General features: G+C 36.9%; 12 protein-coding genes. 7 read left to right on the top strand and 5 right to left on the bottom strand.

The features are described 5' to 3' along the window. Nucleotides 1-82 precede the first annotated feature (82 nt). Nucleotides 83-1,066 carry a potassium channel beta subunit family protein gene (locus BLR27_RS08625; RefSeq protein ID WP_090703786.1) on the top strand — a complete coding sequence of 328 codons (984 nt, stop codon included), beginning with the start codon at nt 83-85 and terminating at the stop codon, nt 1,064-1,066. Between the two features lie 51 nt (nt 1,067-1,117). Here BLR27_RS08625 and BLR27_RS08620 read toward each other — a convergent pair whose 3' ends face one another. After that, nucleotides 1,118-1,960, bottom strand: a complete 843-nt coding sequence (locus BLR27_RS08620; protein ID WP_090703782.1) for an MBL fold metallo-hydrolase — start codon at nt 1,958-1,960, stop codon at nt 1,118-1,120. Between the two features lie 35 nt (nt 1,961-1,995). Then, entirely contained in the window at nt 1,996-3,384 is a 1,389-nt protein-coding gene (lpdA, locus tag BLR27_RS08615; protein ID WP_090703778.1) for a dihydrolipoyl dehydrogenase, read from the bottom strand. 235 nt (nt 3,385-3,619) lie between these two features. Here lpdA and BLR27_RS08610 point away from each other — a divergent pair, with 235 nt between their 5' ends. Together BLR27_RS08610 and BLR27_RS08605 are read left to right on the top strand one after the other, a co-directional pair. Then, complete coding sequence (locus tag BLR27_RS08610; RefSeq protein WP_090703774.1) at nt 3,620-6,916, top strand: TonB-dependent receptor; 3,297 nt, start codon at nt 3,620-3,622, stop codon at nt 6,914-6,916. A 131-nt stretch (nt 6,917-7,047) separates the two neighbouring features. Beyond that, nucleotides 7,048-9,258, top strand: a complete 2,211-nt coding sequence (locus BLR27_RS08605) for a S46 family peptidase (protein ID WP_090703770.1) — start codon at nt 7,048-7,050, stop codon at nt 9,256-9,258. A 92-nt stretch (nt 9,259-9,350) separates the two neighbouring features. On the opposite strand, the gene BLR27_RS08600 is transcribed toward BLR27_RS08605, so the two are convergent. Beyond that, the gene (locus BLR27_RS08600; RefSeq protein ID WP_090703766.1) at nt 9,351-10,544 is read right to left on the bottom strand and encodes an AIR synthase related protein; all 1,194 of its coding nucleotides are present in this window, start codon (nt 10,542-10,544) and stop codon (nt 9,351-9,353) included. Between the two features lie 186 nt (nt 10,545-10,730). Then, nucleotides 10,731-12,905, bottom strand: coding sequence for a glutamine synthetase III family protein (locus BLR27_RS08595; RefSeq protein WP_090703762.1), 2,175 nt, complete (start codon nt 12,903-12,905; stop codon nt 10,731-10,733). Between the two features lie 547 nt (nt 12,906-13,452). On the opposite strand from BLR27_RS08595, the gene gloA2 reads away from it, so the two are divergent. The 4 genes from gloA2 to fbp are packed head-to-tail and all read left to right on the top strand — an operon-like array spanning nt 13,453 to nt 16,161. Continuing rightward, entirely contained in the window at nt 13,453-13,848 is a 396-nt protein-coding gene (gene gloA2 / locus BLR27_RS08590) for an SMU1112c/YaeR family gloxylase I-like metalloprotein (protein ID WP_090703759.1), read from the top strand. A gap of 53 nt (nt 13,849-13,901) precedes the next feature. Beyond that, the gene (locus BLR27_RS08585; RefSeq protein WP_176767645.1) at nt 13,902-14,561 is read left to right on the top strand and encodes a tRNA1(Val) (adenine(37)-N6)-methyltransferase; all 660 of its coding nucleotides are present in this window, start codon (nt 13,902-13,904) and stop codon (nt 14,559-14,561) included. Nucleotides 14,562-14,574: 13 nt separating this feature from the next. Then, the gene (locus BLR27_RS08580; RefSeq protein WP_090703752.1) at nt 14,575-15,069 is read left to right on the top strand and encodes a metallophosphoesterase family protein; all 495 of its coding nucleotides are present in this window, start codon (nt 14,575-14,577) and stop codon (nt 15,067-15,069) included. Nucleotides 15,070-15,090: 21 nt separating this feature from the next. Next, the gene (gene fbp, locus BLR27_RS08575; protein WP_090703749.1) at nt 15,091-16,161 is read left to right on the top strand and encodes a class 1 fructose-bisphosphatase; all 1,071 of its coding nucleotides are present in this window, start codon (nt 15,091-15,093) and stop codon (nt 16,159-16,161) included. On the opposite strand, the gene rnhA is transcribed toward fbp, so the two are convergent. After that, a complete protein-coding gene (rnhA, locus tag BLR27_RS08570; RefSeq protein WP_090703746.1) occupies nt 16,158-16,625 on the bottom strand; it encodes a ribonuclease HI in 468 nt (155 codons plus the stop codon). The two genes, fbp and rnhA, sit on opposite strands and share 4 nt — an antisense overlap. Nucleotides 16,626-16,629 lie beyond the last annotated feature (4 nt).

Below are 16,629 nucleotides of genomic sequence, written 5' to 3'. Positions count from 1 at the left end.
GATGAAATGATAAATGTTTTTTTGACTTGTAAATTGCTAATTTAGAGAAGAAAACAATCTATAATATAATAAACATAAAATCATGGAATACAGACGTTTAGGTAAATCAGGGCTAAAAGTTAGTGCACTTTCGCTGGGAAGTTGGTTAACTTTTGGTCAGCAGATCGAAGATAAAGTTGCTGAAGAGCTTATGGATATTGCTTACGAAGGCGGTGTTAATTTTTTCGACAATGCTGAAGGATATGCAGGTGGTAAGTCAGAGGTCGTTATGGGAAAGATCCTGAAAAAGAAAAATTGGGATCGTAGTTCTTATATCGTTTCCAGTAAGATATTTTTCGGAGCAGAAGAAAAGAAGCCGAATATGATCGGTCTATCCAAAAAACATCTTTTTGAAGGAACTCACAATGCATTGAAACGCTTGCAGCTTGATTATGTTGATCTGATCTATTGCCATCGTCCGGATAAGGAAACACCTATTGAAGAAACTGTTTGGGCAATGCATCAATTGGTTCAATCAGGTAAAGCCCTTTATTGGGGTACTTCAGAGTGGAGTGCATTAGAGATCATGCAGGCTCATTATTTTGCTGAAAAGAACCATTTAGTGCCTCCTGTAATGGAGCAGCCGCAGTATAACATGCTTTGGCGTGATAAAATGGAAATGGAGTTTTTATTATTGTTCAGAGATTTTGGGATGGGAACAACCATCTGGAGTCCGATGGCATCCGGTTTACTTTCTGGAAAATACAATAATGCCGATCCAAAAGATGCACGTTTCAGCATGGATAATCTCGAATGGTTAAGAAACAGACTGCTTGTTGAGTCAAACATACATAAGGTTAAATTATTGCAGGCAATTGCAGAGAGACTAAATACCTCATTAGCTAAACTCGCAATTGCATGGTGTTTAAAAAATCCTCATGTCAGTACTGTCATCCTGGGTGCTTCAAAGGCAGTACAGCTAAAGGAAAATCTGACTGCATTGGAAGTGGTTCCTTTGCTGACAAATGAAGTGATGGAAGAAATTGATCAGATTACCGGAACTAAGCCAGAGGTTATTATACCATAAATTATTGTTTATCAGTAAATTATAAACAATAATTAGTAGTTGAATAAAAATTTAGATCTCGCTTAACTTAAAGGTATCCTTAACACGGATACCTTTTTCTGTTTCCTGAAGTGTGCAGCATTCGTTCACAGGATCATGTTCAAGAAACAGGATATAATTATTTTGAACTGCTTCTTCGAGGTATTTCTTTTTCTCATTCAATGTTTTGAGCGGGAACATATCATAAGACATTACGTATGGCATTGGAATATGCCCCACTGATGGGAGCATATCTGCCATATATAAGATGGTTTTACCTTTATAACTGATCTGAGGCAACATCATGGCATCCGTGTGTCCATAAGCAAAGCGGATCTTAATGTTTTCGGTAAATGAAACTCCATCAACAGTGTCAATAAATTTAAGTTTTCCGCTTTCCTGAATAGGCAAAATATTTTCCTTCAAAAATGAGGCTTTCTCCCTATCATTAGGTTCAACTGCCCATTGCCAGTGCTCCTTATTACTCCAGTAGTTTGCATTTTTAAAAGCCGGGACTAAAGTCCCGTCTTCCAGTCTCTCAATAGACCCTCCACAATGGTCAAAATGCAGATGGGTTAAAAAAACATCAGTTATATCATCTTTAGAGAATCCATGATGTTCAAGTGATTTTTCAAGAGTATCATTGCCGTGTAAATGGTAATGTTTTAAAAAACGCTCATCCTGTTTATAACCAATACCGTTATCGATGAGTATCAGACGATCGCCATCCTGTACCAGCAAACATCGCATCGCCCAGGTACAAAGATTAAATTCATCTGCCGGATTAGTCTTTTGCCAGATGGATTTTGGAACTACGCCAAACATAGCACCACCATCTAACTTAAAAAAACCAGTATCGATCGTGTATAATTTCATATCAGAACTTATTTGTCAATTCTTTAAATTAATTTTTACAAGTGAATCACTTCACCATATGCATCCGCTGCTGCCTCCATGATTGCTTCACTCATTGTAGGGTGCGGATGTACAGTTTTTACGATGTCCATACCTGTGGTTTCAAGTTTTCTTGCTACCACAACTTCAGCGATCATTTCTGTAACATTGGTACCGATCATGTGTGCGCCAAGAAACTCTCCATATTTGGCATCAAAGATAACCTTGACAAATCCATCTTTCGCTCCGGCTGCACTTGCTTTACCTGATGCTGAAAATGGAAACTTTCCGATCTTTACTTCATATCCGGCTTCTTTTGCAGCTTTTTCAGTATATCCAACTGAAGCGATCTCAGGAGAACAGTAAGTACAACCCGGGATGTTATTATAGTTTAGTGGTTCGGGATGATGACCAGCAATTTTTTCAACACAAATAATACCTTCTGCCGATGCTACATGTGCAAGTGCCTGACCTTTAACAATATCACCTATAGCATAAACGCCTTCAATATTAGTCTTGTAAAAATCATCAACCTGAACACGGCCTTTTTCAATCTGAATTCCAACCTCCTCTAAACCTATATTTTCAAGATTCGGACTAACTCCGATCGCAGAAAGAACAATATCACATTCAATTACTTCAGTTCCGGCAGCAGTTTTAACCTGTACTTTACAACCGGTACCGGAAGTATCAACTGACTCCACATTGGTTCCGGTCATGATGGTTATTCCTGATTTCTTAAAACTTCTTAATAGTTGTTTCGAAATATCTTCATCCTCCACAGGTACAATATTGTCGAGATATTCAACGATGGTTACTTTAGTTCCCAGAGCATTATAAAAATAAGCGAATTCAACACCAATAGCACCAGAACCTACAACTACCATAGATTTAGGCTGTTCAGGTAAAACCATTGCCTGACGGTAACCGATAATTTTTTTACCATCCTGCTTTAAATTAGGCAATTCTCTTGAACGACCGCCTGTAGCGAGTATGGTATGTGTGGCAGAATATTCTTTTGAAGATCCATCAGGTCCCAAAACATCAACTTTACCGCCTTTTTTTATTTTTCCTGTACCCATGATGACATCGATCTTATTCTTCTTCATCAGGAACTGTACACCTTTACTCATTCCTTCGGCAACGCCACGGCTTCTTTTAATTATTGCTCCAAAATCGGCTTCTGAACCCTGAACTTTGATGCCATAATCTGCTGCATGAGTTATATATTCAAAAACATTGGCACTTTTTAACAAGGCCTTGGTAGGAATGCAACCCCAGTTCAAACAAATTCCACCAAGGGATTCGCGTTCAACGATTGCAACCTTTAAGCCTAACTGTGCTGCACGGATGGCTGCAACGTATCCGCCTGGTCCACTTCCGATAATAATGATGTCGTAATTCATATATAATATTTGTAGTACAATGGAGAATTAAGGCAAATCTAACAAAATACTCAACGGGTTGAAAATATTTGTCCAGACTTAGTTATTCATTTGTAGGATAGCCTGTTGAAAACATTGGAATGTCGAAAAGTATCTGTAATATTTAACATTAAGTTAATATAGACACTATCGAATTTTCAGAAATGCTCTGTATATTTGCGGCGATTCAAACAACCAATTATTAAAAAACCAATTTATGAAGAAAATTCTACTCTTAACACTTGTCGTGTTATGTACTGTGTTTAATATATCTGCACAGGTAACAACAAGTAGTTTATCGGGTACTATTCGTGATTCAAAGGAATCACTGATCGGTGCTACAATTAAGGCTACACATCAGCCAACAGGGACCGTTTATGGTTCTTCTTCCGGTGTTGACGGAAGATTTAATATCCCTAACATGCGTGTTGGAGGTCCTTATCTTATACAGGTAACTTATGTTGGATACCAATCGGAATCATTCAGCGAAGTGATGTTAAAGTTAGGCGAGCCTTATGTGTTAAATGTAATGTTAAATGCATCCGGAAGAGAACTTCAGGAAGTGGTAATTACTGCACAGGATCCTAACTCAGTACTTAATGCCAACCGTACAGGTGCTACAACCAATATTGGTCGTGCACAAATTCAAAACGTACCTACGATCAGCAGAAGTGTCAATGACCTGACTAAATTTACCCCTCAGGCTAACGGTGCTTCGATAGGTGGTGGTAATTACCGTCAGAATAACTTTACAGTGGATGGTTCAGATTTTAACAACCAATTTGGTATCGGAAGCAACCTGCCTGCAGGTGGTTCTCCTATCTCAATTGACGCTATTGAGGAGGTATCAGTAAATGTTGCTCCTTATGATGTAAGAATGTCTGGATTTGTAGGTAGTGCAATTAATGCTGTAACCCGTTCAGGAAGAAATAGTTTTTTCGGAAATGCATATTTCGGTATGCGTAATGATGGTAACCAGGGAAGTAAAGTTGACGGAAATACAATCACTTTACAACCTCTTGATGTTACTCAGTTCGCTCTTAGTTTAGGTGGACCTATCATCAAAAATAAACTTTTCTTCTTTGCAAATATCGACCGTACTGATGAGGTTAGACCAGGTCAGAACAGGGTAGCAGCAACTTCTGCAGCTCCATTTGGTTCTAACCCTAATGTAGCTCGTCCTTTAGCAGGCGAATTAGATATGATTAGTAATTACCTTAAAAATACCTATGGTTATAATCCGGGAGTCTATCAGGGTTATTCAAATAAAAGTAATAACTACAAATTCCTTGCACGTGTCGACTGGAATATTAATAAAGATCACCGCTTTAATATTCGTTATAATCAGGTAGAGAGTAGTTCTCCTTCTTTTTTGAGTAACTCTACAGGAGGAACTGGTTTTAATTTCCCAAATAATGGCGGACGTTTAAACCCTGGTCACCTGCACTTCAGTAATTCAAATTATTCTCAGCAAGCTAATCAATATTCATTGGCAGCTGAGTTAAACTCTTCTTTTGGATCTAAATTTTCAAATACTTTAAGAGGTAGTTTCACTCATCAGAATGACCCAAGAGGTTCTGAAAGTGATGTGTTTCCTCTGGTAGATATAATGAAAGACGGAACGGCATTTACAACCTTCGGTTATGAGCCTTTTACTTATGGAAACTTAAGAGACGTTCAGACTTATAGCTTCACAGATAATTTCACAATGAATCTGGGTAACCATGAGTTGACTCTGGGTGCTCAAATGGATTTTAGTACAACAAAAAATGGTTTTCAACGCTTCGGAACAGGTTATTACCGTTTCAACTCCTGGGAAGATTTTGTAAATGGCTCTAAGCCAAATGATTATGCAATAACTTATTCTTTATCTCCGGGTTATGCGCAGGCATTCCCAACATTTAAATTCCAGCAGTATTCAGCTTACCTTCAGGATAATTTCCGCGTAGGTGAGAAGTTAAATATTACTGCGGGTATTCGTTTTGAGCTACCTACTTATCCGGATGTTCCTGAAGTAAAAACGCATCCTTTGATCGCACCTCTAACGTTCTCTCAGGGAAGAAAAATTGATACAGGTGTATTGCCTAAAGAAAGAATTATGTTCTCTCCAAGGTTAGGTTTCAATTATGATGTTAAAGGTGATCGTTCTCTACAAATAAGAGGTGGTACCGGTATCTTTACTACAAAAGTTCCTTTTGTTTGGATCGTTGCTCAATCTGGTGATGCTGGTCTTATTCAGTTTACTCAAAACTTTAATGGTACTGCTAATACTCCAGGACCATTCAGTGCTGATATTAGAAAGTACCTTCCAGCTACTCCTCCGGCAGCCGGTACTTCAATTCCTGGTACAATCAGTGCAATTGATCCTGATTTTAAATTTCCTCAAACCTGGAAAAGCAGCTTAGCTTTAGACGCGAAGTTGCCGTGGGGTATTGTTGGTACATTAGAAGGTATTTACAATAAAGATCTGAACATTGCAAAAGGATTCAATGTCAATCTTGTTGATCCAAAAGCTTTAAATGTTTCAGGTTATCCGGATAACCGTCCAATGTATCCAAATGCAAACGTTGATAAGTTTATAAACAAACTGACAAACACTGGACAGGCAAGTGCAACTGCAACAGGTTCATTAAATTCTATTGTGTTGGATAATTCAAATGAGGGTCATTCATGGTTTTTGACTGCAACGTTGAACAAATCTTTCAATAAAGGATTATCAGCTCAATTGTCATATACCAGAAGTGAACAAAAATTAATTTATGATGGTGGTGGTGACCAGTTATTTAATACATGGTCTAATACTCAAACCTCAAATACAGGAAATAATCCAGGTATGAGTTATTCAAACTTTAATGTACCTCACCGTGTAATTGCAGGTCTTACTTACCGTAAAGAATATATTAAAAACCTTGCTACATCTGTGTCTATGTTTTTCGAGGCTTCACATCAGGGAAGATTCTCTTATACTTATTCTACTGACTTTAACCGTGACGGACAAACAAATGATTTGATTTACATTCCTAAGGATGCTTCTGAGATCACTTTTGCAGCTCGTCCGGCTTCTTCAGGAACAAGTAATGTTGCCTATACTGCACAGCAGCAAAGTGATCTCTTCTTCGCTTATGTTGAGCAGGATGATTACCTTAAAAAGAACAAAGGAAAGTATGCTGAGCGTAGTGGAGCTAAACTTCCATGGAGAAACCAGGTTGATGTTAGATTAACTCAGGAAATTTTCAAGGATTTTGGTAAAAGCAAAAATAATTTCCAATTCACTGTGGACGTTATGAACTTTGGTAACTTATTGAGCAGCAAATGGGGTAATGTTAATTTTGTTCAAACTGCAGCTGTTCTTGTTCCTCAGAACGTTTCTGCGTTAACACCAGGTGGAACAACTAAGCCTACATTCTGGTTAAATACATTCAATAATAAACCGGTAAGTTCAACTTTTGGAACTTCTCAAACTTTTGCATCTACTTATTATATGCAATTCGGTTTCCGTTACAATTTCCAATAATATTTTTTGGATTATCCAAAGACCTGCTTCGAAAGAAGCGGGTCTTTTTTTGTCCTTTATTATTTAGAACAGTTTCATCTTGCTTTCTAAGGCATTATATTTGCATAACCAATTTTATTAAATCAAAATTTATGAATCGACTAAAATATGTCTCAGTCATACTGATGGCATTTGTATTGTTTTTGGCTCAGCCTCTAAAGGCTGATGAGGGTATGTGGCTTCCAATGCTCATAGGAAAGAATTATGAGCAAATGAAGAAGCAAGGTTTTAAATTAACTCCCGAAGATCTTTATAGTGTAAATAAGGCTAGTATTAAGGATGCCATTGTTTCATTCGGTGGTTTTTGTACAGGTGAGATCGTTTCCAAAAATGGATTGATCTTTACTAATCATCACTGTGGTTATGATGCTGCTGCATCTAATTCTACTCCCGAGAATAATATTCTTGATAATGGTTTTTATGCTAAATCCTTTCAGGAGGAAAAACCAATCAAGGGATTGTTCGTTCGCTTTCTTGTGCGTATGGAAGATGTTACACCAAAGATAATGGCCGCTTTAGTTGGGGTAGAAGAAAAAGACAAAGCAGCAAAAATAGCTGAGGTAAGCAAGAAGATCACTTCAGATGTAACCTCTGGAACTACTATGGAAGCAGATGTTAGGGATATTTATAAAGCAAATCAATATCTTTTATTTATCTATGAAAGGTTTAATGACATTCGCCTGGTTGGAATACCTTCTCAATCAATTGGTAAATTCGGAGGTGATACAGATAACTGGGAATGGCCTCGTCAAACCGGCGACTTTTCCGTTTTCCGCGTTTATGCTGATGCAAATAATAAATCTGCCGCTTATTCAGAGAATAATAAACCTTATACTCCTAAAAAATCACTTCCTATTTCAATTAAAGGAATTAAAAATGGCGATTTTTCAATGGTTTATGGTTTTCCGGGACGTACAGACCGCTATTTAACTTCTTTTGGGGTAAATCTGGCAACAGAAAAAACCAATCCAACAATTGTTAAACTTCGTGATATCCGCCTTAAGGCATGGAAAGAAGAAATGGATAAAAGTGTGGATACCCGTCTTAAATTGTCTTCTCAATATGCAAATATTGCTAATTACTGGAAGTATTTTATTGGGCAGACTGAGCAGTTAAAACGCTTAAAAATTCAGGATGAGAAGCAAAAACAGGAAGCTGATTTTACCAAATGGGCAGCTTCATCCTCAGTGAATGTAAATTTGATTAGTGCTTATAAAAATGCATATGCTGCCTATGAGCCTTATGCAGTTCACATTACCTATATTAATGAAGGTTTATTGGCTTCATCCTTCATCCGTAATGCTAACCAAATTGGAAGTATGATCAAGTCAATGATCGCCCGTAAAGATGATGCAGCATATCTGAGTCAGGTAAATCAAAATTTGAATGTATTAGTCAATAACTACCAAAACACGTATTCTGAAATTGCAGATAAGAAGATCTTTGCTCAAATTCTGACTTCTTTTTATCAGGATGTTCCTAAGTCGCAGCATCCTAAATTCATCACCCTTATTCTGGAGGATTTCTGGAAAGGTTCAGCTGAAGCTAGTTTTAAAAACTACGCAGACCATTTATGGGAAAAGAGTAATCTTATAGATCCTGAGAAGATGCGTACATTCTTGTCAAATCCAAGTATGGAGGCCCTGGAAAACGATCCTGCGTATAAATATGCTGTAAATCTGGTACCACAGGATTATGTAAAGAATAATTTTGGTACTGTTTTGTCTGATTTTCAAACAGAGAAAAATCGTCTTGATAATCTTTATCTGAAAGCTTTGCTGGAAAAAAATAAAGGAATATTATCTTATCCAGATGCCAATTCTACTATGCGTATCAGTTATGGTACCATTCAAAACTACAGCCCTAAGGATGGTATTACATATGATATTAAGACCACTATTGATGGAATGGTTGCTAAATATCAACCCGGAGATGATGAGTTCGATCTTCCGAAATCTTTACTTGAAGCTTATGCAAAAAGAGATTTCAGAGAATATGCGGAGGGAGGTACACTTCCCGTTGGATTTATAAGTAATAATGATATCACCGGAGGTAATTCAGGATCACCTGTACTAAATGGTAATGGAGAATTAATTGGAATTGCTTTTGATGGTAACTGGGAAGCTATGAGTGGTGATATTGCATTTGATAAGCAATATAAACGTACTATTTCAGTAGATATCCGATTTGTACTTTGGTGTATTGATGTTCTTGGTGGTGCCAGGAATATTATTGATGAATTGGATATCAGAACTAATAAATTACCGGTTCCAAAAGATAAACTGATCATGAAGAAACAATAAATTTTAATTTCCTGGTAGATCAGGTGAGATATAATTAAACGAAGAAAGCCTTTTTGAAAAATCAAAAAGGCTTTCTTATATAGGAATAAATTTTAATGATATATAAATTCACCGTATGGAGAGCGTATTGTGACCTGTTTAGTTTCTGAATCTTCCACATGTCCGATTATCTGCGCATCAACATTGAATTCTCTTGAAATATCAATTATCGATTGCGCTATTTCCTCTGGCACATAAAACTCCATTCTGTGACCCATGTTGAATACTTTATACATTTCTCTCCAGTCTGTATTGGATTGTTCCTGTATAAGGCTGAATAGGGGTGGTACCGGCATCATATTGTCTTTTATGATATGAAGCTTGTCAATAAAATGAAGAACTTTCGTTTGCGCACCACCACTGCAGTGAACCATGCCGTGAATGTTTGAACGGTGTTTATCCAGGATCTTTTTAATTATTGGAGCATAAGTGCGAGTGGGTGAGAGAACTAGCTTTCCTGCAGTAATTTCAAGAGCCTCATTAAATTCTGTCGCCGGAATACTGATATTGTCAGTTAACCTTTTATTACCGGAAAATAATAATTCATATGGCACTGCCGGATCATAACTTTCAGGATACTTTTCTGCAATATATTTATGGAAAACATCGTGTCTGGCAGAAGTTAGTCCGTTTGAACCCATTCCTCCATTGTATTCCTTTTCATAGCTTGCTTTTCCATAAGATGAAAGACCAACAATAACATCCCCTTGACGAATTTGATCATTGGATATTATATCTGAACGTTTCATTCTGCATGTTACAGTAGAATCTACTATAATGGTCCTGACAATATCTCCAACATCGGCTGTTTCACCACCGGTAGAATAGATCCCAATTCCAAGGTCACGCAATTCACCAAGAATTTCTTCTGTACCATTGATCAGTTCAGCAATTACTTCACCCGTTACCAGGTTTTTATTGCGACCAATAGTGGATGAAAGCAATATATTATCAGTAGCGCCTACGCAAAGCAGATCGTCAAGATTCATAATGATGGCATCCTGGGCAATTCCTTTCCAAACTGAAATATCACCAGTTTCTTTCCAGTAAATATAGGCTAAGGATGATTTTGTGCCTGCACCATCTGCATGCATGATATTACAATAGGCATTATCAGATCCTAAAATATCAGGTATGATCTTGCAAAAGGCTTTTGGAAAAATTCCTTTATCTATGTTTTTGATGGCATTATGCACATCTTCTTTATCAGCTGAAACGCCGCGCTGGTTGTATTTGAGGTCTGACATTGGTGCAAAAATAGTACTTAGAAATGAGATGTGAGATATGAGATGTGAGATTATAGATATGAGATGTGAGATTATAGATATGAGATGTGGGATTATAGATATGTTTATTTGGCTATAAACAACAAAGTTCCGCCGAAGCAGAACTTTGTGTCTCATATCTCAATACTCTGTACTCAATACTCAGTACTATTTGAGGAACAATAATTCTCTGAATTTCGGCAGAGGCCATTTTGAGTCATCCACTAATTGCTCAAGTTTGTCAACATGATAACGGATAGGATCAAAGTATGATTTAACTTTCTCATCATACGCAATTGATTTATCTCTGATGTCTTCAATGTTGTTAGCCTTTTTACGTTCATTAACCATTTCAAGGTTTGCCGTTCTGATAAAGTTAACATGTCCTGAAATTTTCTTGATGATATCAAGCTGAGCTGCATAGGTATCTTCACCTAAACCAAGATCTTTCAATCCCTTTACGTTATCGATAAGGGTTGTTTGATAATTAATGGCGGTTGGAATGATCACGTTATCAACCAGGTCACCCATAACTCTTGCTTCAATCTGAAGTTTCTTGAAGTAACTTTCCAAAAGAATTTCATGACGGGCATGTGATTCGCGTTTACTGAACACACCTGTATCTTCAAATAATTTGTCCGTTTTAGGATCAAGTAAAACATCAAGTGCTTTCGGAGTGGTTTTGATATTTGATAAGCCTCTCTTTTTAGCTTCTTCAGCCCATTCATCGCTATAACCATTTCCTTCAAAACGAATGGCTTTAGATTCTTTGATATAACGTTTGATCACAGTCATGATAGCAACATCTTTTTTGTCGCCCTTTTTGATCAGTTTATCAACTTCCGCTTTGAATTTATTCAACTGATCTGCAACGATCGTGTTCAGGATGGTCATTGGATTGGCTGAGTTAGCTGAAGAACCAACAGCACGCAATTCAAATTTATTACCTGTAAAAGCCAAAGGTGAAGTACGGTTACGATCTGTATTATCCAATAATATTTGTGGAATCTTAGGAATGTTAGTCCATAATGACGGTTCCTGTTTCATCTTGTTGGTTACTCGTGATGATTCAATTTCGTCTAACAGGTCATTCAGCTGACTGCCAAGGAACATTGAAATGATTGCCGGTGGAGCCTCATTAGCACCTAAACGGTGGTCATTATTAACAGATGCAATAGATGCTCTCAACAGATCTGAATATTCGAAAACAGCTCTGATCGTATTTACAAAGAACGTAAGGAACATCAGATTGTTTTTTGGAGTCTTCCCGGGAGAAAGCAGGTTTTTGCCTGTATTGGTAATCAGTGACCAGTTATTGTGTTTACCGGATCCATTGATTCCTGCATATGGTTTTTCATGTAAAAGAACCTTGAAATTATGCCTGCGGGCAACTTTGTCCATCAGATCCATTAATAAGGAATTGTGGTCAATAGCCAGGTTCATTTCCTCATACAATGGTGCACACTCAAATTGAGATGGTGCAACTTCATTATGACGAGTTTTCAGAGGAATTCCTAATTTAATTGATTCAGTCTCAAAATCCTGCATATATGCAAGGACACGCTCAGGAATTGAACCAAAATAATGATCATCTAACTGCTGATTCTTTGCAGACATGTGTCCGAAAAGTGCTCTTCCAGTTAGGTAAAGGTCAGGTCTTGCATTAAATAAGGCAAGATCAACAAGAAAATATTCCTGTTCAATACCCAATGAACTATTTATCTTTTCTATGCTCTTGTCAAAGTACTGTGCCACAGCAACAGCTGCTTTATCCATTAAGCCAATTGCTTTCAATAATGGAGCTTTATAATCCAAAGCTTCTCCAGTATAGGAAACAAATACAGTAGGTATACATAAAGTAGAACCAATGATAAATGCTGGAGATGATGCGTCCCAGGCAGTATAACCCCGGGCTTCAAAGGTGCTTCTTATTCCTCCATTTGGAAAACTGGAAGCATCTGGTTCCTGCTGAGATAAAGCTTCGCCAGAAAATTTCTCTAATCCCTGGCCATCAGAACCGGGCTCAAAAAAGGAATCATGCTTTTCTGCAGTAGTTCCTGTTAATGGCTGAAACCAGTGAGTGTAATGAGAAGCTCCCATAGACATAGCCCATGATTTCATGGAAGAAGCAACTTGCTCCGAAATACCTCTGTCAATTTGAGTTCCCGAATTGATTGATTCAACAATACTATTATAAGCTTCTTTAGATAAACTATCTTTCATTTTCTTCTGATCGAAGACATTACATCCATAAAAATCAGAAAGTTTTGATGAAGGCATTTTTACTTCAGGAATTGTCCTTGATAGTACTGCATTTAGTGCTTGAAATCTTAAAGATGACATTGTTTGGCTTGGTTTTAATTAAATTTTGATAAAAATAATCGTTTTGACCTAAAAATCAATAAAAAAATCAAAAAAAGATTGAAATAATTTAAAATTAATGTCTTTTGATGAAATATTGGCCTCGATTTTCGATTATTGACGAATAATTTTAATTTTCGATTGATTTTTTGTCAGATTGGTTTATTGTATTTGAAATTTTCCCGACATGTTTCATATTTTGAATTCACCCGGTATAATCTACTGGACTAAAATTGGTTTTGTACATATTGAAGTATAATCAGGAATATTGTACCCTATATATAATAGAAATATCAGGGTATTTTCTATTTTTGAGAAGTTCGATCATGAACTAATTGGCATGAGTTATAGCTTCTTTCTGGCTGAGCTTCTGGAAGGGCCTTGTTAAAATGTTAGTTATATTAAATACAGACATTAATTAATAGACAGAGTTTCTCAGGGAGAACATAAAGTTGATGATCTTATTTGTCGTTGCTTTATTTCAGAATCTAAAGCCCAATACAACAGGTATTAATAAGAAACATGGAAAATGGGTGAGTTAGACTTGAAGCGTGTACATCATCTGGCAATAATTTGTTCTGATTACACATTGTCAAAATATTTTTACACTGAGATTCTTGGTTTAAAGATTTTACAGGAGGTTTATAGAGCTGAACGTGATTCATATAAGCTTGATCTTGCAGTTAACGGGGAGTATCAGATCGAATTATTTTCATTCCCTGAACCTCCGGAAAGGTTATCTCGCCCTGAAGCAACAGGATTAAGGCATATTGCTTTTGAAGTGAAAGATTTGTCGTCATCTGTTGCAGAACTAAATAAAAATGGAATAACTACAGAAGATATCAGAGTTGACGAATTCAGCGGGAAAAGGTTTGTTTTTTTTACCGATCCTGACGGACTTCCGATAGAGCTCTATGAAAGCTAATGGCAAGCATTTTTCAATTTAAGCAGTTCAGTATTGATCAAACTGATTGCGCCATGAAAGTCAATACTGATGGTGTTCTTCTTGCTGCGCTGGTTGATTCAGATGCTCCAGCTCAAATACTAGACGTTGGAACAGGAACAGGGCTGATTGCGCTAATGCTTGCTCAAAGATTTCCTTTGGCTTTAATTGATGCTGTTGAAATAGATGATAAGGCTGCAAAAACAGCTGAAAGTAATTTTTTTGGATCCCCATTTTCAAAAAGGAGCCGCTTATTTCATATCTCGATCGAAGAATATTTTTTGAACTATAATGGTCAGTATGATCTGATTGTTTCAAATCCGCCATTCTTTATAAATTCATTAAGGTCTGAAGATCCGGCTAAGGGAATAGCCAGGCATACTAATAAGTCTTTTTTTGAAAATTTGCTTAAAGAATCAGCCAATAAGTTAAGCGATAAAGGGCTTTTATTTATCATTTTGCCGATAGAAACTTCCGAATTAGTTAAAAAATTAATTGTTTCAATCCCCAAATTAAAAGTGAAGAGAGAAATTATGATCCATTCTTTTTCAGAATCAAGCCCTCACAGAAAAATATTAGCAATTGGTTTTGGAATTTCAGAACCAATTAAAAATAAATTTGTTATCTATGAGAAGGCTGGTATTTATACCTCAGAATACCGAACTCTGTTAAAGGATTTTTTAACAATTTTTTAATACGAATTGATTTATGATGAGGATAGGGTTGATATCAGATACCCATGGTTATCTTGATGATGCAGTTTTTAAACATTTTGATCACTGTGATGAGATATGGCATGCAGGGGATTTCGGAACTCTTGAGCTTGCAGATAAGTTAAACTCATTTAAACCACTGCGAGGAGTTTATGGTAATATAGATGGAAAGGATATCCGCTCAGTTTATCCCGAAAAAATCAGATTTGTTTGTGAAGAAACTACTGTTCTGATGACCCATATTGGAGGCTTCCCCGGAAAATATGATCCCCGGATCAGGGAGGAAATTTACAGCAATCCTCCTGGTTTATTTATCTCCGGACATTCTCATATATTAAAAGTTATGTATGATAAAAAATTGAATTGTTTACACTTAAATCCAGGAGCTGCCGGAAAGCATGGTTGGCATAAAGTGCGCACATTGCTTCGGTTTTGCATTTCTGAAGAAAAAATTCATACCTTAGAGGTAGTAGAATTGGCAATTAGATAACGTACAAAATACACTAAGTATATGCAGGGAGTTTTAACATTAGGACAATTTATTATTGAAAAGCAAAATGATTTTCCATATGCCAAGGGCGAATTATCCCGTCTTCTTCGGGATATTGGAATTGCCTCAAAAATTGTAAATCGTGAAGTTAATAAGGCCGGCCTTATGGATATTCTCGGTGATGCCGGTACAATAAATATACAGGGAGAATGTCAGAAAAAGCTGGATGTATTTGCAAATGAGCAGTTTATATCAGCTTTGAAAAGTGGTGGAGAGTGTTGTATAGTAGCCTCTGAGGAGAATGATGAATTTGTTTATATCGATGGAGAGGTTTCAAAGAATGCCAAATATATTGTAGCTATTGATCCGCTTGATGGCTCATCAAATATTGATGTTAATGTGGCTGTTGGAACCATTTTTTCAATCTACAGGCGTAAATCCGTTGATGGCAAAGCAACTCTCGCGGATGTTTTGCAAAATGGTACAGAACAGGTTGCGGCAGGCTATGTTATTTACGGTTCTTCAACTATGCTTGTCTATACAACCGGAAAAGGAGTCAATGGCTTTACTCTGGATCCATCGATCGGTGAATTTTGTCTTTCGCATCCAAAAATGAAAATTCCGGAGGATGGTACTATCTATTCGATCAACGAAGGAAATTATGTTCATTTTCCTGAAGGAGTGAAAAAATATTTGAAATATTGTCAGGTTGAGGATACTGATACATTAAGGCCTTATACTTCCCGCTACATAGGTTCTATGGTAGCAGATATACATAGAAACATGATAAAAGGAGGGATCTTTATTTATCCAACTACTTCAAGTGCTCCTAATGGTAAACTTCGGCTTGTTTATGAATGCAATCCAATGGCATTCATAATTGAGCAGGCTGGAGGACGTGCCACCGATGGTTATTCAAGAATACTTGAAAAAGACGTGACTTCATTACATCAGAGATCTGCAATTTTTATAGGATCTGAAAATATGGTTCTTAAGGTTGAGTCATTAATGAGTGAGTATTCACCACTGCTTTATGAAGAAAAAATTGATACGAAACTCGAAAGATTAGGTGTTGTAGGGGGTATTGATTAAATATTTAATTTAAGCTCTTCCTTCTCAAAAAAAGTATCAGTTAACAAATTTCTTTGTTGCGATGCTTGTACAGCCAATTCATCGCATCTTTCATTTTCAGGATGGCCATTATGTCCTTTTACCCAGGTAAATTTTATATGATGTAATTTGTAAACGGCAAGGAACCTAAGCCAGAGATCTTTATTTTTCTTATCCTTGAATCCGGTCTTTACCCAGTTAAATACCCATTTCTTCTCAACAGAATCAATGATGTACTTCGAGTCTGAATAAACCATAATCTCCTGACCTGTTTTTTTTATACTTTCTAATCCGCTGATCACTGCAAGTAATTCCATGCGGTTATTGGTTGTTTTCCGGTAACCTTCAGAAAGTTCTTTGTAATGTTTGCCAGATCGGAGTATTACACCATACCCACCCGGACCCGGATTTCCACTTGATGCTCCATCTGTATATATCTCAATCATTAAA

Source organism: Daejeonella rubra, from assembly GCF_900103545.1.
Classification (GTDB): domain Bacteria; phylum Bacteroidota; class Bacteroidia; order Sphingobacteriales; family Sphingobacteriaceae; genus Daejeonella; species Daejeonella rubra.
This window is presented reverse-complemented; position numbering and strand designations above follow the sequence as displayed.

Coding starts and splice junctions, on each gene's coding strand:
- BLR27_RS08625 (WP_090703786.1), top strand. CDS start 83: ATGGAATACAGACGTTTAGGTAAATCAGGGCTAAAAGTTAGTGCACTT.
- BLR27_RS08620 (WP_090703782.1), bottom strand. CDS start 1,960: ATGAAATTATACACGATCGATACTGGTTTTTTTAAGTTAGATGGTGGT.
- lpdA (WP_090703778.1), bottom strand. CDS start 3,384: ATGAATTACGACATCATTATTATCGGAAGTGGACCAGGCGGATACGTT.
- BLR27_RS08610 (WP_090703774.1), top strand. CDS start 3,620: ATGAAGAAAATTCTACTCTTAACACTTGTCGTGTTATGTACTGTGTTT.
- BLR27_RS08605 (WP_090703770.1), top strand. CDS start 7,048: ATGAATCGACTAAAATATGTCTCAGTCATACTGATGGCATTTGTATTG.
- BLR27_RS08600 (WP_090703766.1), bottom strand. CDS start 10,544: ATGTCAGACCTCAAATACAACCAGCGCGGCGTTTCAGCTGATAAAGAA.
- BLR27_RS08595 (WP_090703762.1), bottom strand. CDS start 12,905: ATGTCATCTTTAAGATTTCAAGCACTAAATGCAGTACTATCAAGGACA.
- gloA2 (WP_090703759.1), top strand. CDS start 13,453: ATGGGTGAGTTAGACTTGAAGCGTGTACATCATCTGGCAATAATTTGT.
- BLR27_RS08585 (WP_176767645.1), top strand. CDS start 13,902: ATGAAAGTCAATACTGATGGTGTTCTTCTTGCTGCGCTGGTTGATTCA.
- BLR27_RS08580 (WP_090703752.1), top strand. CDS start 14,575: ATGATGAGGATAGGGTTGATATCAGATACCCATGGTTATCTTGATGAT.
- fbp (WP_090703749.1), top strand. CDS start 15,091: ATGCAGGGAGTTTTAACATTAGGACAATTTATTATTGAAAAGCAAAAT.
- rnhA (WP_090703746.1), bottom strand. CDS start 16,625: ATGATTGAGATATATACAGATGGAGCATCAAGTGGAAATCCGGGTCCG.